Genomic DNA, 18,576 nt, shown 5'->3' with positions numbered 1-18,576 from the left:
TCGCCGGCCTGGCGGAAGGCAGCGGGCGCGCCTTCCCGATTAGAATCCGGGTTTCCCTCTCCCCGACGCCCTCCGGATACCGCGATGACTTCCTCCCCCGTCCCCCTCCGCGGCAGCATCGTCGCGCTCGTCACGCCCATGCACGAAGACGGCAGCGTGGACTACCCGGCGCTGCGCCGGCTGGTCGACTGGCACGTGGCCGAGGGCACGGACTGCATCGGCGTGGTCGGCACCACCGGCGAGTCGCCGACCGTGGACGTGGAAGAGCACTGCGAAATCATCCGCGTGGCCGTGGAGCAGGCCGCCGGCCGCGTGCCGGTGATGGCCGGCTGCGGCGGCAACTCCACCGCCGAGGCCATCGCGCTGGCGCAGTACGCGCGCCAGGTCGGCGCCGACAGCCAGCTGCAGGTGGTGCCGTACTACAACAAGCCGGGGCAGGAAGGGCAGTACCGCCATTTCAGGGCGATCGCCGAAGCCACCGGCGACCTGCCGATCGTGCTCTACAACGTGCCCGGCCGCAGCGTTGCCGACCTGCAGCACGACACCGTGCTGCGGCTGGCGCAGGTACCGGGGGTGATCGGCATCAAGGAAGCCACCGGCAACCTGGAGCGCGCGCAGTGGCTGATCCGCGAGGTGCCGGAAGGGTTCGCGGTGTATTCGGGCGACGACGCCACCGCGGTGGCGCTGATGCTCTGCGGCGGCCACGGCAACGTGAGCGTCACCGCCAACCTCGCCCCGCGCCTGATGCATGAGCTGTGCGTGGCCGCGCTGGCCGGCCAGGTGCAGGCGGCGATGGCGATCCAGCGGCGCCTGCTGCCGCTGCACAGGCAGTTGTTCATCGAGGCCAACCCGATCCCGGTGAAGTGGGCGATGCAGCGCCTGGGCCTGTGCGGTGGCACCCTGCGCCTGCCGATGACCGAACTCGAGCCCGGCAACCAACCCAGGGTGGAAGCGGCGCTGCGCGAAGCCGGCCTGCTGGCCTGAGCGCAGGCGCGCGGAACGCAGAAGCCCGGGCCGGTCGCGCGACCGGCCCGGGCCTCGATGAGGGCGGCGCCGTCATGCGGACGGCGGCGTCATGACCGGGCTCAGTCCTTTTCCAGCGCGATCACTTCACCCGTCGTCGGGTCCAGGCGCACTTTCACCTTCTCGCCTTCGGCGGTCCGGCCCTTGGCCTCCCACAGGCCGTCGTCGAGCTTCACGTCATGCACGCCGCTGTAGCCTGCCGCGGACAGCTGGGCACGCACATCGGCCTCGCCCAGCTGCGAAACCGCCTTTTCCGGATACACGCGGCCGGTGCGCGGATCCAGCCGCACGTCCACGTCGCGGCCATCGGCGCTGGTCGCATCGGCTTTCCACATGCCGTCTTCGAACTCCAGGTCCTTCACCTTGGTATAGCCCTGCGCCTCCAGCTGCGCGCGCACCTGCGGCGCGGTGAGCGCGTCCTGCGCCTGGGCGACGCTGGTGCCGGCCAGCGCCAGGGCCGCGGCGAAGAGGGCGGTGTGTAGCGGTCGATTGTTCATGGGCTGCTCCTGTATCAGTGCGTTCTGCACGCAGCCGGCAACGTAGCCGGGCCTTGCTGTACGCAGCCGTGAACCGGAGCGCCTGCGCGGCCTTGCGCTGCGGAGCGGTTAACCGATGTGGAGGGCAGGGGAAAAACATGTTCAATCGATGTCTGCGTGCGTGGAGTCGCGGTGAAGCCCACGCGCGACGAAGGGGCGCCGGTGGCGCCCCTTCCTTCATGGCGATCCTTCCGTGGCGTCAGTCGCGGCGTCGCAGCTGCTGGCCGAAACGATCCAGCCATTGCGCGAAACCCTGCAGCGCCGAGCCCCCCTTGTCGCGCAGGCTGGACAGCTCGGCCTCGAGCCGCTCGCGCCGCGTGGATTCGCCCTCCGACTTCGGCAGCGGCGGCAGCACGTGGGCGAAGTAGGTGTCGTCCAGCAGCTTGTGCAGCAGCCGCTCGCCGGGGAAGGGCTCGCCGTTGTTGAGCGCGCGCGCGCCCTTGAGCAGGCTGCGGATGTCGTACTGGGTGGGGCTGATGTCCGGCACCTGCTTGGGCAGGCCGAGCAGGCTGTAGACGGCGATGCGTGCGGTACGCACCGAGCTTTCCATGGTGAACACCACGTCGTTGGCGGTCTCCACGAACTGGCCGACCAGGGCGAGGTTGGTGCAGCCTTCGGGCACCACCGGCGGGCGGTCGCCGGCGGCGCGCGGCATGAACTGCGCGGTGATGTACGGCATCAGCGCCAGCCGCACCTTGGTATGCGGCAGGATCGCGTCGAGCTGGTCGGCGATGCCCAGGTGGTGGCACAGCTCGGCGACGATTTCGCGGCCGGTGCACTCGGGCATGGTTTTCTTCACGAAGTTGCCGGGCTGGTCCATCAGCAGCGCGTACACCCACATCACCACCGTGTCCTGCGGCTGGCCGGGGAAATGCGGCTGGCGGTTGATGGTGACGCTGAGCACCCAGTTGGAATCGGTGAAGGTGATGATGCCGCCGGTCACCGTGCGCCCGGAGGCGGGGTCGTTGACCGACAGGCCGCGCAGCCGGTCCACCAGCGGCGAGGGCCGGCAGGTCAGCGTCGCCGACTCCCACATCGAACGGTCGATGTCGCCGCAGAACTTGTCCGGCCGGCCGAACACCGGCGACTGCCGGGCGAGGTTGCGCCACAGGCTCCAGCCGCTGTCCGCGGCTGGGCCGTCCGCGCGCCGCACCAGCGTCGGCGCGGTGTCCATGTCGCCGTAGGCCGTGTCCTCGGTCATCGAGCCGGTGAGGGCGATGACCAGGTCGCGCGGCTCGATGGCGATGCGGCCATCGCCTTCGGCGGTGCGCGTGTGCAGGGCGGTGACGGTGCGGCGTCCGTCCTGCACGTCGAACTCCATGTCCAGCACCTTGCTGCCCAGGCGCAGCTGAACGCCCCTGGCGCGCAGCAGGCGCACCAGCGGGGTGACGAAGGTGTCGTATTGGTTGAATTTTGGGAACACCAGCGCCGACATGTCGCCGAAGCCGTCGATGGCGTCGAGGAAGCGGTGCATGTACAGCTTCATCTCCAGCAGGCTGTGCCAGTTCTCGAAGGCGAACATCGAGCGGAACAGGAACCAGAAATTGCTCTGCAGGAAGCCTTCGCTGAAATGGTCCTGGATGGTCAGGTCGTCCAGTTCGTCCTTGCGCTTGAGCAGCAGGCTGACCACTTCCCACTGCTGCCTGCGGCTCAGGCCGAAGCGGGCGAAGTCCGCCTTCACCTCGCCCTGCCGGTGCATCAGCCGCGCGCGCGACCAGTTGGGGTCGGCGTCGTTGAGCAGGCGGTATTCGTCCAGCACGCTGAAGCCCCCGGGCAGTTCCAGCGCCGGCACGTCCTGGAACATGTCCCAGAGGTTGTCGTAGTTCCAGTTCATCTCGCGGCCGCCGCGCACCAGGTAGCCCTCCTCGGGGTTGCCGGAGCCGTCGAGCGAGCCGCCTTCCACGGACTGGCCCTCGATGATCGTGATGTTGGCCGCGGGCATGTGGCCGTCGCGGATCAGGTAGAAGGCCGCGGCCAGTCCGGCGATGCCGCCGCCGACGATCCAGGCCCTGCGCGTGGCGATGCCCTCGGTGGGCAGCGGCCTGAAGCGCTGGTAGTTGCCGACCATGTCCGGCGGCGGCAGCGTGTTGAGCGGGGTGTTGTGCCAGTAGCGGCGGGTAGCGTCGGGCGCATGCTCGAAGCGCGGCGTTGAATCGCTCATGGGGGAGTCTCCTTGGGGGAAGGGAATGCAGGGAAGGACGGGCGCCGGCCGCCATCGAGGCCGACAAGGCTAGTGCCGCGCCGGTCCGGGCGACGTGAACCACCGGTCCGGCGCGGGGCTGCGGCGGCGATCGGTGTCGCCTGCAACCGGCCTGCGGGCGGCCTGTGGCGCGTGGCAGACTGCGCGGGTATCCCCCTGCCACGGCACCCATGCCTTCCACCGCCGCTTCCGCCAACTCCCCGCGCCGCGTGCTCGCCGCCAGCCTGGTCGGCACCACCATCGAATTCTTCGATTTCTACATCTACGCCACCGCGGCGGTGCTGGTGTTTCCCAAACTGTTCTTTCCCGAGAGCAGCGCCAACGCGGCGCTGCTGCAGTCGCTGGCCACCTTCGCCGTGGCCTTCATCGCGCGGCCGGTCGGTTCGGCGCTGTTCGGCCACTACGGCGACCGCATCGGCCGCAAGGCCACGCTGGTGGCGGCGCTGCTGACCATGGGCCTGTCCACGGTGGCGATCGGCCTGCTGCCGACCTACACCAGCATCGGCCTGTTGGCGCCGGCGCTGCTGGCGCTGTGCCGTTTCGGCCAAGGGCTGGGCCTGGGCGGCGAGTGGGGCGGGGCGGTGCTGCTGGCCACCGAGAACGCGCCGCCGGGCAGGCGCGCCTGGTACGGCATGTTCCCGCAGCTGGGCGCGCCGCTGGGGTTCCTGATGTCGGCGGGCATCTTCCTGCTGCTGGGCCGGCTGATGGACGATGCGGCGTTCCAGGCCTGGGGCTGGCGCGTGCCCTTCCTGGCCAGCGCGCTGCTGGTGATCGTGGGCCTGTGGGTGCGGCTGAACATCCACGAGACCCCGGACTTCCGCCGCGCGGTGGAAGGCGGGCAGCGGGTGCGGCTGCCGATGCGCGAGGTGATCGCCGGCCATGGTTTCGCGCTGGTGGCCGGGACGCTGGCCGCGTTCGCCACCTTCGTGCTGTTCTACCTGATGACGGTGTTCACCCTGGGCTACGGCACCTCGGCGCTGGGCTATACGCGCGAACAGTTCCTGCTGCTGCAGATGGTCGGCATCCTGTTCTTCGCCGCCGGCATCCCGCTGGCGGCGCTGCATGGCGACCGCCACGGCACGATCCGCACCATGCTGCTGGCGACGCTGGCGATCTTCGTGTTCGGGCTGCTGTTCAAGCCGCTGTTCCAGGCCGCGCACCCGTGGCAGGTGCTGGGCTTCCTGTCGCTGGGGCTGTTCCTGATGGGCCTGACCTACGGCCCCTGCGGCACCATGCTGGCCAGCCTGTACCCGGTGCAGGTGCGTTACACCGGCGCCTCGCTGTCGTTCAACCTGGCCGGCATCCTGGGCGCCGCGCCGGCGCCCTACGCGGCGACCTGGCTGGCGGGGAAATTCGGTGTCGGCGCGGTCGGCGGTTACCTGTGCGCCACCGCCCTGGCCACCGCGCTGGCGCTGTGGGCGATCCAGCGCCGCGACGCGGCGCGGCGCTGAGCCGTCCCGCGCGTGGCCGCGGCGGGTGGCCGCCGTCCCTGGCGGCCGTCGGCCGTCATTGGCCCGGTGCCGGGCAGCGTGCCCGGCGGTTCCCTGTTCCATGGTCTTGCTCCTGCGCCGCGCGGCGCCGGCAGGTTCCTGGCGCGCTCAGCGGAAAAGGCGCTTGAGCGTGCGCCCGAGCCAGCCGCCTTCCTCGTGTTCGCGCGCGAACTGGTTGAGGTGGCGCTTGACCTGCTCGGCGTAAGCCTTGTCGTCGCCGCGGATGTGGTTGAACAGCCAGCGCGAAAGCATGTTGCGCAGTTCGTCGGTGATGTCCTCGCCGGCCTCGAAGCGCATCCGGTACTCGGAAACGCGCTTGATGAACACCTCGTGCACGCGCTTGTGCGCGGCGCAGAACGGGTAACCGGCTTCCTCCATCAGCTCTTCCTCGAAAGCGAAGTGCGACAGGGTGTAGTCGATCAGCTCGTCGATCACCTCGCCCACGGCGACGCGCTCCAGGCTTTTCTGGGTCGCATGCAGGTGGTTGAGCATCTCCACGATGCGCATGTGCTGGCGGTCGATGACCTCCACGCCCGTGTTGAGATCGTCCTGCCAGACCAGAAGTGCCAACGCCGTTTCTCCGGATGAGTGCTGTCCGGGCGCACTCTAGGGACGGCGGCGGCGCGCCGCGTTGATCTGGATCAAGCGCCGCGCGCGGGTTCAGCCCGGTGTCATCGCGCGCCGGTGGTTGCGGCGGAGGTGGCGGCGCCGCACGGCATTCACCACAGCAGGTCGCGCAGCTTGTACCAGGACATGGCCGCCACCAGCAGCGGACGGCGCAGTGCCGGGCCGCCCGGGAACCGGTGGTGGGGAATGCGTTCGAACACGTCCAGCCGTTGCGCCTGCCCGGCGATGGCTTCGGCGATGACCTCGCCGGCCAGCCCGGTGCTGGCCACGCCATGACCGGAGAAGCCCTGCGCGAAGTAGACATTGGGCGTGAGCCGTCCCCAGTGCGGGGCACGGTTGCGGGTGATGTCGATGTAGCCGCCCCACACGTATTCCAGTTCCACGTCGGCCAGCTGCGGGAATACCGCGCGCATGCGCCGGGTCATCACCCCGCGCAGGCCGGGCGGCGGCAGCGCCGAGTAGCTGGCCTGGCCGCCGAACAGCAGGCGGTGGTCGCGGCTGAGGCGGAAATAGTCCAGCGCCCAGTTCACGTCGGCCACCGCCATGTCGTTGCCGATCAGGCCGCGCGCGCGTTCGGCGCCGAGCGGCGCGGTGGCGCCGATGTAGGTGCCCACCGGCATCATGCGCGTTTCCAGTTCCGGCGCGATGCCCTGCAGCCAGGCGTTGCCGGCCAGCACCACGAAGTCGGCCTCGACCCGGCCCTGGGCGGTGTGCAGCGCGGGCCGTGCGCCGCGCTCCAGGCGCTGCACCGGCGAGTGCTCGTGCACGGTGGCGCCGGCCGCCTCGGCCGCGCGCGCCAGCCCCTGCGCATAGGCCAGCGGATGCAGGTGGCCGCTGGCCGGGTCGTATACCGCGCCGCGGTAGCGGTCGCTGGCCAGCACCTGGCGCAGCTGCGCGCGGTCCCACCACTGCAGCGGGTAGTCGTAGCGCCGCGCCAGGGTTTCCATGTCCGCGCGCAGTGCCCGTTCCTGGCGGCGGCGGATCGGCACGCTGGCGTGGCCGTCGCGCCAGTCGCAGTCGATGGCGTGGCGCGCGATGCGCTCCTTGAGCCTGTGCAGGCCGTCGCGCGAGAACGCGAACAGCAGCCGCGCGTCACGCTCGCCGAGCAGGGATTCCAGCGTGCGCGGGTCGCAGCCATAGCCGACCAGCGCCTGGCCGCCGTTGCGGCCGGAAGCACCCCAGCCGACGCGCGCGGCCTCCAGCACCGTCACCCGGTAACCCTTTTCGGCCAGGGCGAGGGCGGTGGTCAGCCCGGTATAGCCGGCACCCAGCACCGCCACGTCCGCGCACGCCGCGCCGCGCAGCGGGGGGCGCGGCGCCAGCGGCGGCAGGCTGGCCGCGTACCAGCTGGGCGGGTGGTCGGAGCGGGCGGCGTCCACAGGCATCGGGCGCATCGAAGCAGGCGGGGCAGTGCAGTCTACGTGTCCGGGCCTCCCCCGGGCACGGTCGCGTGCGGTTGCCTAAACGCCGGGGCGGCAGTAGCGTGCCTGCACGCCTCGCCACCGGGGCGGCGCATGCGTGCCGGTGGCCAGGCGCCTGTCATGCCACCGAAGCCGAACCGTCATGAGCTCCCGCCCCCGTTCCCGCAAGCCTGCCGCCGTGCAGGAAGACAGCACCCTGCTGCGCTGGCTCAAGCAGCGCAACATCACCGAGGTCGAGTGCCTGGTGCCGGACATCACCGGCAACGCGCGCGGCAAGATCATCCCGGCCGACAAGTTCTCGCACGACTACGGCACGCGCCTGCCCGAGGGCATCTTCGCCACCACCGTCACCGGCGATTCCCCCGACGACTACTACGAGCTGGTGGCGCCGGCCGATTCGGACATGGTGCTGCGCCCGGACCCGGACACGGTGCGCATGGTGCCGTGGGCCACCGACCCCACCGCGCAGGTCATCCACGACTGCTACACGCGCAGCGGCCAGCCGCACGAGCTGGCGCCGCGCAACGTGCTGCGGCGGGTGCTGGCCGCCTATGACGAGCTGGGGCTCAAGCCGATCGTGGCGCCGGAGGTGGAGTTCTTCCTGGTGCAGAAGAACACCGACCCGGATTTCCCGCTGCTGCCGCCGGCCGGCCGCTCCGGCCGCCCGGAAACCGCGCGCCAGTCGTACTCGATCGACGCGGTCAACGAGTTCGACCCCATCCTCGACCTGATGTACGACTACTGCGACGCGATGCAGCTGGACGTGGACACGCTGATCCACGAATCCGGCGCGGCGCAGCTGGAGGTGAACTTCACCCACGCCGACGCCATGGCGCTGGCCGACCAGGTGTTCCTGTTCAAGCGCACCATGCGCGAGGCGGCGCTGCGCCACGGCGTGTACGCCACCTTCCTGGCCAAGCCGATGGAGAACGAGCCCGGCAGCGCGATGCACATCCACCAGAGCCTGCTGCGCACCCGCGACGGCGCCAACGTGTTCGCCGGCGAGGGCGAGGGCGAGTACAGCGCGCTGTTCATGCAGTACCTGGGCGGGCTGCAGAAGTACGTGCCGATGGCGATGGCGTTCTTCGCGCCGAACGTGAACTCCTACCGCCGGCTGGTGTTCGGCGAGGTTTCGCCGAGCAACGTGGAATGGGGCTTCGACAACCGCACCTGCGGCCTGCGCGTGCCGATCGACAGCCTGGAGAACAGCCGCGTGGAAAGCCGCTTCGCCGGCTCCGACGCCAACCCCTACCTGGCGATGGCCGCGACCCTGGCCTGCGGCCTGCTCGGCATCCGAGAGAAGCTCACCCCGACCGCACCGATCGCCGGCAACGCCAAGGCGCCGGGCTACGCGCTGCCGCGCTCGCTGGGCGAGGCGCTGGACGGGCTGGAAGGCTGCCAGCCGCTGCAGGAACTGCTCGGCCGCCGCTTCTGCCGGGCCTATGTCTCGGTCAAGCGCAAGGAATACGAGACCTTCTTCCGCGTCATCAGCTCCTGGGAGCGGGAATTCCTGCTGCTCAACGTATGAGGACCCGGGCTGCGGCGCTGGCCGCGGCCGGGCTTTGCCGATCCGGCCCGGTCGCGGCCGACGTCGCCCCTGCAGGGGCTTCGTGGGACAATGTTCCGCCCGCCGGTTCAGCCGGCCCCTCCCGGATCCCACTGGAGAACCCATGAATCTGCGCATCCTGACCATTGGCGTTGCCATGTCCCTGCTCGCCGCCTGCGGCGGCAAGGAAGAGAGCGCCAGCACCGCCGACGGCGGCGAGGCCAAGGTCCTCAACGTCTACAACTACTCGGATTACATCGCCGAGGACACCATCCCGAACTTCGAGAAGGCGACCGGCATCCGGGTCACCTACGATGTGTTCGACAGCGACGAGATGGTCGAGACCAAGCTGCTGACCGGCAACAGCGGCTACGACATCGTGGTGCCGACGCTGAACTTCTTCGGCCGCCAGATCCAGGCCGGCGTGTTCCTGCCGCTGGACAAGAGCAGGATCCCGAACCTGGCCAACCTCGATCCGGAGGTGATGGCGCGCATCGCCGGGCAGGACCCGGAGAACAAGTACGGCGTGCCGTACATGATGGGTACCACCGGCATCGGCTACAACGTGGCCAAGCTCAAGGAGCGCTTCGGCGGCAGCACCGACATCGCCGGCAGCTGGGACCTGGTGTTCAAGCCGGAGAACATCGCCAAGATGAAGGACTGCGGTGTCACCCTCCTGGACACCCCGGCGGACATGATCCCGATCGCGCTGCACTACCTGGGCCTGGACCCGCACAGCACCGACCCGGCCACCATCCAGAAGGCCGCCGACCTGCTCAAGAGCATCCGCCCCTACGTGCAGAACTTCCACTCCAGCCAGTACGTCGGCTCGCTGGCCAACGGCAGCACCTGCCTGGTGGTGGGCTGGTCGGGCGACATCATCCAGGCGCGCGACCGCGCCGAGGAGGCCGGCAACGGCGTGGAAGTGGCCTATTCCATCCCGAAGGAAGGCGCGCCGCAGTGGTTCGACATGCTGGCCATCCCCAAGGACGCCAAGCATCCCGAGAACGCCTATGCGTTCATCAACTACCTGCTCGAGCCGCAGGTGGCCGCCAACAACACCAACGTCACCCACTACGCCAACCCGGTGAAGCCGGCCACGCCGCTGGTGGACGCGGCGATCCGCGAGGACAGGACCATCTACCCGCCGCAGGACGTGGCGGCGAAGATGTTCACCTACGCCATCAACCCGCCGGAAGTGGACAAGCTCTACACCCGGCTGTGGACCGAGATCAAGACCGGCCGGTGACGGACCCGTTTGAAGCCCCTCTCCCATCGGGAGAGGGGTTGGGGAGAGGGTCGGGGCGGAGCCCTCGCAATGTTTGGCTGCACGAGCTTCGCCCGTACCCTCATCCGCCCCTTCGGGGCACCTTCTCCCGAGGGGAGAAGGGGAAAGTAGCCCCTCCCATGCTGCTCCCGGGAACTGCCCATGCCTGTTGACGCTCCCCCCGACGCCGCCGCCCTGAACAGCGAACCCGGCTACCTGTCCATCCGCGACCTGCGCAAGGAATTCGACGGCTTCGTCGCCGTCGACGACGTCAACCTGGACGTGCGCAAGGGCGAGATCTTCGCCCTGCTCGGCGGCTCGGGCAGCGGCAAGTCCACGCTGCTGCGCTGCCTGGCCGGCTTCGAGACGCCGACCCGCGGCAGGATCCTGCTCGACGGGCAGGAGATCAACGCGCTGCCGCCCTACGAGCGGCCGATCAACATGATGTTCCAGTCCTATGCGCTGTTCCCGCACATGACCGTGGAGCAGAACATCGCCTTCGGCCTGAAGCAGGACGGCATGGCGAAAGATGCCATCGCCCGCCGCGTCGGCGAGATGCTGGAGCTGGTGCAGCTGCAGAAGCTGGGCAAGCGCAAGCCGCACCAGCTTTCCGGCGGGCAGCAGCAGCGCGTGGCGCTGGCGCGCTCGCTGGCCAAGGGGCCGAAGCTGCTGCTGCTGGACGAGCCGATGGGCGCGCTGGACAAGAAGCTGCGCTCGAAGATGCAACTGGAGCTGGTCAACATCATCGAGCAGCTGGGCGTGACCTGCGTGATGGTCACCCACGACCAGGAAGAGGCCATGACCATGGCCACCCGCATCGCGGTGATGGACCAGGGCTGGATCCAGCAGATCGGCAAGCCGGACGACATCTACGAGCAGCCGGCCAACCGCTTCGTCGCCGGCTTCATCGGCTCGGTGAACCTGTTCGAGGGCGTGATCGACGAGGACCTGCCCGAATACGTCACCGTGCGTACCGCCGATTTCCCGGCGCCGATCTACGTCGGCCACGGCATCACCGGTTACGAAGGGCAGCCGGTGGCGTTCGCGCTGCGCCCGGAGAAGGTGCACATCGCCAAGGACGAGCCGGAGGGCGACAGCAACAAGGCGTTCGGCGTGGTCGAGGACATCGCCTATTTCGGCAGCCACTCCGTGTACCACGTGCGCCTGCCCAGCGGCGCCAAGATCCTGTCCAACTTCGCCAACATGAAGCGCTGGGACAGCGACGGCATCACCTGGAACGACGAGGTCTGGGTGAGCTGGGACGACAACGACGGCGTGGTGCTGACCTCATGAGCGCGCGCGGGCCGAACCCGGCGGGGTGGCGGCGCTGGCTGCCGGGCACGCGCGCCGGCGTGATCGGCGTGCCCTACCTGTGGCTGCTGCTGTTCTTCGCCATCCCGTTCCTGATCGTGCTGAAGATCTCCTTCGCGAAGATGGCCGTGGCGATGCCGCCGTATACGGCCATCGTGGCGTACGTGGACAACGCCTTCACCGTCAACCTCAACCTGGGCAACTACACCCAGCTGTTCGCCGACAGCCAGTACGTGGTGGCCTACCTGAGCTCGATCCGGATCGCGCTGGTCTCCACGCTGCTGACCCTGCTGATCGGCTACCCGATGGCCTACGTGATCTCGCGCATGTCGCCGTCGGCGCGCAACATCGCCATGATGCTGGTGGTGCTGCCGTCGTGGACCTCGTTCCTGATCCGCGTCTACGCCTGGATCGGCATCCTCGACAGCAACGGCCTGGTCAACCGCGCGCTGATGGGCATGGGCCTGATCGACGAACCGCTGCGCATCCTCTACACGCCGCTGGCGGCCTATATCGGCATCGTCTACTGCTACCTGCCGTTCATGGTGCTGCCGCTGTACGCCAACCTGGTCAAGCTCGACCACCGCCTGCTGGAAGCGGCCTACGACCTCGGCGCCAGGCCGTGGCAGGCGTTCGTGCGCATCACCCTGCCGCTGTCGCGCAGCGGCATCGTCGCCGGCTGCATGCTGGTGATGATCCCGGCGGTGGGCGAGTTCGTCATCCCGGAAATGCTCGGCGGCCCGGACACGCTGATGATCGGCCGCGTGCTGTGGGGCGAGTTCTTCAACAACCGCGACTGGCCGCTGGCCTCGGCGGTGGCGATCGTGATGCTCATCCTGCTGCTGATCCCGATCCTCGTCTTCAACCGTTCCCAGCAGCGCGCGCTGGAAGGGAAGCTGGCATGAGCGGGGGCCGCGGCCAACGCTGGCTGGGCTGGAGCGTGCTGCTGCTCGGCTTCGCCTTCCTGTACCTGCCGATCCTGCTGCTGGTGCTGTATTCGTTCAATTCCTCGCGGCTGGCGACGGTGTGGGCGGGCTTCTCCACGCGCTGGTACGGCGAACTGCTGCGCGACCGGCAGCTGCTGGAAGCGGCCTGGGTCAGCCTCAAGGTCGCGTTCTGGACCGCCACCGCGTCGATGGTGCTAGGCACCATGGCGGCGATGGCGATGACCCGCTTCCGGCGCTTCCCCGGCAAGACCGTGTTCGGCGCGCTGGTGACCGCGCCGCTGGTGATGCCGGAAGTGATCATCGGCCTGTCGATCCTGCTGATGCTGGTGTCGATGGGCGGCCTGTTCGGGCTGCCGTCCAAGGGCGTGGTGGCGATCTGGATCGCGCATGTCACCTTCACCATTTCCTTCGTGACCGTGGTGGTGTCCTCGCGCCTGCAGGAACTGGACCGCTCGCTGGAAGAGGCGGCCATGGACCTGGGCGCCAACCGGCTCAAGGTGTTCTTCCTGATCACCCTGCCGATCATCGCCCCGGCGCTGCTGTCCGGCTGGCTGCTGGCCTTCACCCTGTCGCTGGACGACGTGGTGATCGCCAGCTTCGTCGCCGGCCCCAGCTCGACCACGCTGCCGATGAAGATCTTCGCCTCGGTGCGCATGGGCGTGAGCCCGAAGATCAACGCCCTGGCCACCCTGCTGGTGCTGGCGGTATCGACCGTGGCCTTCGTCGGCTGGTGGATTTCCGCCCGCGCCGAGAAGCGGCGCCAGCGCGACATGCAGCTGGCGCTGCAGGACAACGGCTGAGGCGCACCTGGCTTCATGCGGGGCAGGCCCCGCATCCGCGTGCCGCCCCTGCAGTGCCGGGCTTGCCCGGCATGCACGCAGTCGACGCAGCCGCAACATCGCCGGCGCTATCCTGCGGGCCTTCGTTGGATGCAGGTGCAGCGCCATGACTTCGTACCAGACCCTCAACCCCTTCGACGGCCGTGTCCTGCGCACGGTCGAGCTGATGAGCGCCGTTGCCGTCGAGCAGCGGCTGGCGGCCGCCGAGGCGGCGTTCCCGGCGTGGTCGGGGCTGGCGCTGGAGCAGCGCGGCGCGCTGCTGCGCAAGGTGGCCGCGGGGCTGCGCGCGCGCCGCGACGAGATCCAACGCACGATGACCCTGGAGATGGGCAAGCTGCGCGGCGAAGGTCTGGCCGAGATCGAGAAGAGCGCGGCGGCCTGCGAATACTACGCCGACCATGCCGCCGGTTATCTCAGCCCGCAGCCGATCGCGACCGAGGCACAGCGCAGCTATGTCGTCTACCAGCCGATCGGCTGCGTGCTGGCGGTGATGCCCTGGAACTTCCCGGTGTGGCAGGTGTTCCGCTTCCTGGCGCCGTCGCTGATGGCCGGCAACGTGGCCCTGCTCAAGCACGCCAGCAACGTGCCCGGCTGCGCCGACCTGATCGCCGCGGTGCTGGCCGATGCCGGCGTGCCGGCCGGCGTGTTCGACGTGCTGCACATCGACAACGACCAGGCCGCTGACGTGCTGCGCGACCGCCGGGTCAAGGCGGTCACGCTGACCGGCAGCGAGCGCGCCGGGCGCTCGATCGCCGCCAACGCCGGTGAACAGCTGAAGAAGTGCGTAATGGAACTGGGCGGCAGCGACGCCTTCGTGGTGCTGGACGACGCCGACCTGGACGCCGCCGTCGCCGCGGCGGTGAAGTCGCGTTTCGACAATGCCGGGCAGACCTGCATCGCCGCCAAGCGCTTCGTGCTGGTCGACGCCATCGCCGACGCCTTCGTGCGGCGTTTCGTCGAGGCGGCGAAGGCGCGGGTATACGGCGACCCGCAGGACGAGGCCACCACGCTGGCGCCGATGGCCCGCGCCGACCTGCGCGAGGGCCTGCACCGGCAGGTGCGCGAGAGCATCGACAAGGGGGCCAGGCCGCTGCTGGGCTGCGAACCGCTGGCCGGCACCCATGCGGGTTACCCGGCCTCGATTCTCGACCACGTGGTGCCGGGCATGTCGGCCTATGAAGAGGAGTTGTTCGGTCCGGTGGCGTCGATCCTGCGGGTGAAGGACGAGGCCGAGGCGGTGCGCGTGGCCAACGACACCAGTTTCGGCCTGGGCGGCGCCGTGTGGACGCGCGACGCCGCGCGCGGCGAGCGGGTCGCCGCGCAGCTGCAGTGCGGCGCGGCCTTCGTCAACGCGGTGGTCAGGAGCGATGCGCGGCTGCCGTTCGGCGGCACCAAGCGCTCGGGCTTCGGCCGCGAGCTGGCCGAGCACGGCATCCGCGAGTTCACCAACATCAAGACGATCTACGTGGCCTGAGCCGGTTTTCCGGTCGGCAGGGGACGCCGGCAACTCGCGCCGCCGATGACACTGCACACCCGTAGGAGCGACTTCAGTCGCGAGGTTTTCGCAGGTAAGGCCCCGTTCGCGGCTGAAGCCGCTCCTACAGTGATTCTCGCAGCCGAAGGAGCGGCGCCGGTGGGCTCGGCGGCATCGCAGTACACCGGTAGGAGCGACTTCAGTCGCGATGGCTTTTCGCAGGGAAAGCCCCGTTCGCGGCTGAAGCCGCTCCTGCCGGGATTCCGTCAGCCGAACGGATGGTCGATCGACGGGCTCTGCGGGGTCAGCAGTTCGGCGCCGTCGGCGGTGATGTGCAGGATGTCCTCCAGGCGCACGCCGAACCTGTCCGGGATGTAGATGCCGGGTTCGTCGCTGAAGGTCATGCCCGGTTCGAGCAGGTGCCTGTTGCCGCGGACCAGGTAATCCCACTCGTGCATGTCCATGCCGATGCCGTGGCCGAGGCGGTGGCTGAAATAGGTGTAGTCCGGGCCGTAGCCGGCATCGACGATGACCTTGCGCGCGGCCGCGTCCAGCGCTTCCATCGCCACGCCGGGGCGTGCGGCCTGCAGCGCGCTGGTCTGCGCCTTCAGCACGATGTCGAAGACGCGGCGGATGTCGTCGCCCGCCTGGCCCAGCACCACGGTGCGGGTGATGTCGCTGGTGTAGCCATCTGCCCTGCAGCCGCCGTCGAAGATGACCGGCGTGCCTTCGGTGAGCCGCTGCGGCGCGTCCGAGCCGTGCGGCGAGGCGGTGTACTTGCCGATGTTGACGTCGGCGCTGCCGCGCAGGCCGGTACGCGCATAGGCTAGGGCCACCAGCCCGGCGATGTCGTCCTCGGTCATGCCCGGCGCCAGCGCCTTCCACACGGCCTCGTACACCGCCAGCGTGGTCTGGTTGGCCAGGCGCATCAGCGCCAGTTCGGCCGGGCTCTTGATGCGCCGGCAGCCGGCGGTGACCGGCCAGGCATCGACGAAGGTGGCGTGGGGCAGGGCGTCCATGATGCCCTTGCTGCGGAAGAACGGCACGGTTTCCTCGATGCCGACCGTGCCGCTGGCGGCGCCGAACCCGCGCAGCACCTGCGCGACCAGCGCGTAGGGATCCTCGTCCTCCTGCCAGCCGCGTACGTCGTTGCCGAGCTTGATCTGCTCCAGCGTGCGGCCGCGCTCGAACTCGGGCGTGACGTAGACCGGCTCGCCCGATCGCGGCAGGACCACGCCGGTCAGGCGCTCGCTGTTCCACCAGTGCATGCCGGTGAAGTAGGTCAGCGACGTCCCCGCGCCGATGAACACCGCGTTGATCCCGTGTTCGTCCATCAGCTGCTGCGCCCGTGCCAGGCGCTGCCTGCGCTCGTCGGCACTGATGGGCACCACGCGGTGCGCGACCGGTTCGAGCGCGCGGATGGATTCGGGAAGTGCGGACGCCTTGCCGTCCTCCGCGGCGGCCAGTGCGGCGCCAGAGGGGCCGAGCAGCGGCAGGGCCGCGGCGCCGGCGGCCAGCGAAGTACGCAGGAAAAGCCGGCGGCGGCTATCGAGAATGGCGTCGTTCTGCATGAAGTCCCCCGGAAGGCAGTGATGGGTTGGATGGCCGCGGGCGGCCGCGGCGGCGCGGGCCTACAGCCAGCCCGAGCGCTTGAACAGCCGGTACAGCACCCAGCAGACGGTGCCGACGACGACGATCAGCAGCGGGTAGCCATAGCGGTCGTCCAGTTCGGGCATGCCCTTGAAGTTCATGCCGTACCAGCTGGTGATCAGAGTTGGCGCGGCCAGCAGCGCCGCCCAGGCGCCGAGCCGCTTGACCGTCTCGCCCTGCGCCAGGGTGACCAGCGACAGGTTCACGCTCAGCGCGGTGCCGAGCATCTCGCGCAGGGTGTCGATGGCGTCGTTGACCCGCGCGGCATGGTCCTGCACGTCGCGCAGGTACAGCCGCGCCTCGTCGTTGAGCAGCTGCGCCGGGTTGCGCTGCAGCTGCGACAGCGCGTCCTGCAGCGGGGTGACCGCCAGCCGCATCTTGTTGAGCTCGCGCTTGAGGTCGTACAGGCGGATGACGGTACGGCGTCGGTAATTCTCGGCGAAGATGTCCTTCTCCAGCGAATCCAGCGTGTCGCGGAAGCTGTCGGTGATCGGCAGGTAGTTGTCCACCACCGCGTCGAGCACCGCGTACAGGCAGAACGAGGGCCCCAGCGCCACCAGGTCGTGCTCGCGTTCCAGCCGCGCGCGCACCGGCGCGTACGACAGCGAGGCGCCGTGGCGCACCGTCACCAGGTAGCGCGGGCCGAGGAAGGCGTGGGTCTCGCCATAGCGGATGCGCTCCTCCACCACCTGCGCGGTGTGCACCACCACGAACAGCGAGTTGCCGTAGGTTTCCACCTTGGGCCGCTGGTGCGCCTTGCGCGTGTCCTCGATGGCCAGGTCGTGCAGGCCGAACTCGGCCTGCACCTTTTCCAGCACGGCGTCGTCGGGCTCGTACAGGCCGACCCAGACGAAGCCCCGGCTGCTGGCTTCGAGCACGTCGCTGATCGAATCCAGCGCGAGGTTGCGCAGCGTGCCGTCCTCGCCGTACCAGGTGCAGTTGATGACACAGGGCGGATTGGCGGGCGCTGCCGCGGGAGAATTGCCGAGGTCCATGGCCGCATCGTGCCTCAGCGCGGGGAGGCCGCCAAGCCGCGGCGGCCCAGCACCAGCGCCAGCGCCAGGTGGACCGGCAGCAGCAGCACGATCCACTGCATGTTGAACTGCGCCTGCAGCGACAGCCAGTGCAGCGGCAGCGACAGCGTGGCGATGGCGGCTACCGCCCACAGCAGCGCGCCGAACGCGCGGCCGGGCTGGCGCCCGCGCAGCAGCTGCCATGCGCCCGGCAGCAGCGCCAGCGCCAGCGGGCTGAGCAGCAGCAGGTTGCGGTTGCCCCAGGCGGCGCGGTGTTCGCTCCAGCCCCACAGGTAGGCCAGCAGCAGGCCGGCCAGGCCACAGAACAGCCAGAAGGGCAGGGCCAGGCCGCCCAGCACGCGGCGGTGGCGGCGCGCGGCGAACACCGCACCGGCCAGCGCCAGGCCGACCAGCAGCCACGGCCACCAGGTGCGCTGGTATTCGGCCGGTTCCGGCGCCAGCCGCTGCGGCAGCAGTTCCTGTTCGGCCTGCACCAGCGGCCGCCCCTCGCTGTTGCGGACCTCGCGCAGGCCATCGGCCAGGCGCATCGGCACGAAGGCTTCCTGCCAGCGCGACAGCGGCTGGTCGGCCCACGGACCAAGGCCGAGGTCGAAGCCCAGCCACATCCACGGCGACGGCGAGGCCAGCCGCACCGCCTCGCTGCGGTAGGAATTGCCCCGCGAACGCCCGGCCAGCTGCGACTGCAGGCCACCGCCCATGGCGCGGTCCAGCGCGTCGCGCACCATGGTCGAGCAGTTGGCGGTGAAGTAGTCGTAGCGGTAGCGCGCGTTCTCCGGGCGGGAGCGCTCGGCCAGGTCGTCGGCCAGCGCCCGCGCCTGCTGCGGCGGCAGATCCAGCCACTGGATGGAAGCGCCGCGCCCGGCGTCGCGGTACTGCGCCAGGTCTTCGTCCAGCGGCAGCGCGACCAGGTAGTACATCATCCGCCCGCGCACGAAGTTGCCGATGAAGTCCGGCTCGGACGGGTCGAAGAAGCCGAAGTTGTAGGAGATGGCCGGGCCGCCGTCGGGATCGGCCACGACCAGGGCGTCGTGGCCGAAACGCTCGAAGAACACCTCGCCCGGCTGCATCGTCACCACGCCGATGCGCGGCGCGCGGGGCGCGGCGTCGCCGGCGGCAGGCACGGCCTGGGCCACGCCGGTCGCCAGCAGGCACAGCAGCGCGCACGCCAGCACGCGTGCGAACAGGGAGGCCGGGCGCGGCAGCCGGGAAAG

General features: G+C 69.7%; 15 protein-coding genes. 8 read left to right on the top strand and 7 right to left on the bottom strand.

Going from position 1 to position 18,576, the window contains the following annotated elements; translation table 11 throughout:
• The first annotated feature begins 84 nt into the window (after positions 1-84).
• Positions 85-984, top strand: coding sequence for a 4-hydroxy-tetrahydrodipicolinate synthase (gene dapA / locus AC06FP_RS07280; protein ID WP_478075036.1), 900 nt, complete (start codon positions 85-87; stop codon positions 982-984).
• A gap of 101 nt (positions 985-1,085) precedes the next feature.
• Here the strand turns inward: dapA and AC06FP_RS07275 are convergent, their stop codons facing one another.
• Both AC06FP_RS07275 and AC06FP_RS07270 read right to left on the bottom strand, forming a co-directional pair.
• Positions 1,086-1,520 (bottom strand): PepSY domain-containing protein, encoded by a 435-nt coding sequence (locus AC06FP_RS07275; RefSeq protein ID WP_456118792.1) that lies wholly within the window; start codon positions 1,518-1,520, stop codon positions 1,086-1,088.
• A 238-nt stretch (positions 1,521-1,758) separates the two neighbouring features.
• On the bottom strand, positions 1,759-3,720 hold the full coding sequence (locus AC06FP_RS07270; protein ID WP_478075035.1) for an oleate hydratase: 1,962 nt from the start codon (positions 3,718-3,720) through the stop codon (positions 1,759-1,761).
• Between the two features lie 209 nt (positions 3,721-3,929).
• On the opposite strand from AC06FP_RS07270, the gene AC06FP_RS07265 reads away from it, so the two are divergent.
• Positions 3,930-5,210 carry an MFS transporter gene (locus AC06FP_RS07265; protein WP_478075034.1) on the top strand — a complete coding sequence of 427 codons (1,281 nt, stop codon included), beginning with the start codon at positions 3,930-3,932 and terminating at the stop codon, positions 5,208-5,210.
• Positions 5,211-5,357: 147 nt separating this feature from the next.
• Here the strand turns inward: AC06FP_RS07265 and AC06FP_RS07260 are convergent, their stop codons facing one another.
• Together AC06FP_RS07260 and AC06FP_RS07255 are read right to left on the bottom strand one after the other, a co-directional pair.
• Complete coding sequence (locus AC06FP_RS07260; protein ID WP_478075033.1) at positions 5,358-5,819, bottom strand: bacteriohemerythrin; 462 nt, start codon at positions 5,817-5,819, stop codon at positions 5,358-5,360.
• Positions 5,820-5,968: 149 nt separating this feature from the next.
• Positions 5,969-7,261, bottom strand: coding sequence for an NAD(P)/FAD-dependent oxidoreductase (locus tag AC06FP_RS07255; RefSeq protein ID WP_478075032.1), 1,293 nt, complete (start codon positions 7,259-7,261; stop codon positions 5,969-5,971).
• Between the two features lie 178 nt (positions 7,262-7,439).
• On the opposite strand from AC06FP_RS07255, the gene AC06FP_RS07250 reads away from it, so the two are divergent.
• The 6 genes from AC06FP_RS07250 (at position 7,440) to AC06FP_RS07225 (ending at position 14,681) form a co-directional block, all read left to right on the top strand.
• Complete coding sequence (locus AC06FP_RS07250) at positions 7,440-8,825, top strand: glutamine synthetase family protein (RefSeq protein WP_456118801.1); 1,386 nt, start codon at positions 7,440-7,442, stop codon at positions 8,823-8,825.
• A 142-nt stretch (positions 8,826-8,967) separates the two neighbouring features.
• Positions 8,968-10,092: a polyamine ABC transporter substrate-binding protein gene (locus AC06FP_RS07245; RefSeq protein ID WP_478075031.1), complete on the top strand. Its 1,125-nt coding sequence runs from the start codon at positions 8,968-8,970 to the stop codon at positions 10,090-10,092.
• A 180-nt stretch (positions 10,093-10,272) separates the two neighbouring features.
• Entirely contained in the window at positions 10,273-11,403 is a 1,131-nt protein-coding gene (locus AC06FP_RS07240) for an ABC transporter ATP-binding protein (protein ID WP_478075030.1), read from the top strand.
• Positions 11,400-12,326, top strand: a complete 927-nt coding sequence (locus AC06FP_RS07235; protein WP_478075029.1) for an ABC transporter permease subunit — start codon at positions 11,400-11,402, stop codon at positions 12,324-12,326. Before AC06FP_RS07240 ends, AC06FP_RS07235 begins: the two co-directional genes overlap by 4 nt.
• Positions 12,323-13,168: an ABC transporter permease subunit gene (locus AC06FP_RS07230; protein WP_456118809.1), complete on the top strand. Its 846-nt coding sequence runs from the start codon at positions 12,323-12,325 to the stop codon at positions 13,166-13,168. Before AC06FP_RS07235 ends, AC06FP_RS07230 begins: the two co-directional genes overlap by 4 nt.
• 145 nt (positions 13,169-13,313) lie before the next feature.
• Entirely contained in the window at positions 13,314-14,681 is a 1,368-nt protein-coding gene (locus AC06FP_RS07225) for an NAD-dependent succinate-semialdehyde dehydrogenase (RefSeq protein WP_478075028.1), read from the top strand.
• Positions 14,682-14,947: 266 nt separating this feature from the next.
• Here the strand turns inward: AC06FP_RS07225 and AC06FP_RS07220 are convergent, their stop codons facing one another.
• From AC06FP_RS07220 to AC06FP_RS07210, 3 genes are read right to left on the bottom strand one after another with little or no spacing between them, the layout of a single operon-like run.
• On the bottom strand, positions 14,948-16,252 hold the full coding sequence (locus AC06FP_RS07220) for a M24 family metallopeptidase (protein ID WP_478075027.1): 1,305 nt from the start codon (positions 16,250-16,252) through the stop codon (positions 14,948-14,950).
• A 60-nt stretch (positions 16,253-16,312) separates the two neighbouring features.
• Complete coding sequence (locus tag AC06FP_RS07215; protein WP_478075026.1) at positions 16,313-17,326, bottom strand: magnesium and cobalt transport protein CorA; 1,014 nt, start codon at positions 17,324-17,326, stop codon at positions 16,313-16,315.
• Positions 17,327-17,340: 14 nt separating this feature from the next.
• Complete coding sequence (locus AC06FP_RS07210) at positions 17,341-18,549, bottom strand: lipoprotein N-acyltransferase Lnb domain-containing protein (RefSeq protein ID WP_478075300.1); 1,209 nt, start codon at positions 18,547-18,549, stop codon at positions 17,341-17,343.
• Between the last annotated feature and the right edge of the window lie 27 nt (positions 18,550-18,576).

The sequence above is a fragment of the Stenotrophomonas sp. Steno-Z2 genome, assembly GCF_056393235.1.
This window is presented reverse-complemented; position numbering and strand designations above follow the sequence as displayed.

Excerpts from the sequence above, each read along its gene's own strand:
- dapA (WP_478075036.1), top strand. The coding sequence starts at position 85 with ATGACTTCCTCCCCCGTCCCCCTCCGCGGCAGCATCGTCGCGCTCGTC.
- AC06FP_RS07275 (WP_456118792.1), bottom strand. The coding sequence starts at position 1,520 with ATGAACAATCGACCGCTACACACCGCCCTCTTCGCCGCGGCCCTGGCG.
- AC06FP_RS07270 (WP_478075035.1), bottom strand. The coding sequence starts at position 3,720 with ATGAGCGATTCAACGCCGCGCTTCGAGCATGCGCCCGACGCTACCCGC.
- AC06FP_RS07265 (WP_478075034.1), top strand. The coding sequence starts at position 3,930 with ATGCCTTCCACCGCCGCTTCCGCCAACTCCCCGCGCCGCGTGCTCGCC.
- AC06FP_RS07255 (WP_478075032.1), bottom strand. The coding sequence starts at position 7,261 with ATGCCTGTGGACGCCGCCCGCTCCGACCACCCGCCCAGCTGGTACGCG.
- AC06FP_RS07250 (WP_456118801.1), top strand. The coding sequence starts at position 7,440 with ATGAGCTCCCGCCCCCGTTCCCGCAAGCCTGCCGCCGTGCAGGAAGAC.
- AC06FP_RS07245 (WP_478075031.1), top strand. The coding sequence starts at position 8,968 with ATGAATCTGCGCATCCTGACCATTGGCGTTGCCATGTCCCTGCTCGCC.
- AC06FP_RS07240 (WP_478075030.1), top strand. The coding sequence starts at position 10,273 with ATGCCTGTTGACGCTCCCCCCGACGCCGCCGCCCTGAACAGCGAACCC.
- AC06FP_RS07235 (WP_478075029.1), top strand. The coding sequence starts at position 11,400 with ATGAGCGCGCGCGGGCCGAACCCGGCGGGGTGGCGGCGCTGGCTGCCG.
- AC06FP_RS07230 (WP_456118809.1), top strand. The coding sequence starts at position 12,323 with ATGAGCGGGGGCCGCGGCCAACGCTGGCTGGGCTGGAGCGTGCTGCTG.
- AC06FP_RS07225 (WP_478075028.1), top strand. The coding sequence starts at position 13,314 with ATGACTTCGTACCAGACCCTCAACCCCTTCGACGGCCGTGTCCTGCGC.
- AC06FP_RS07220 (WP_478075027.1), bottom strand. The coding sequence starts at position 16,252 with ATGCAGAACGACGCCATTCTCGATAGCCGCCGCCGGCTTTTCCTGCGT.
- AC06FP_RS07215 (WP_478075026.1), bottom strand. The coding sequence starts at position 17,326 with ATGGACCTCGGCAATTCTCCCGCGGCAGCGCCCGCCAATCCGCCCTGT.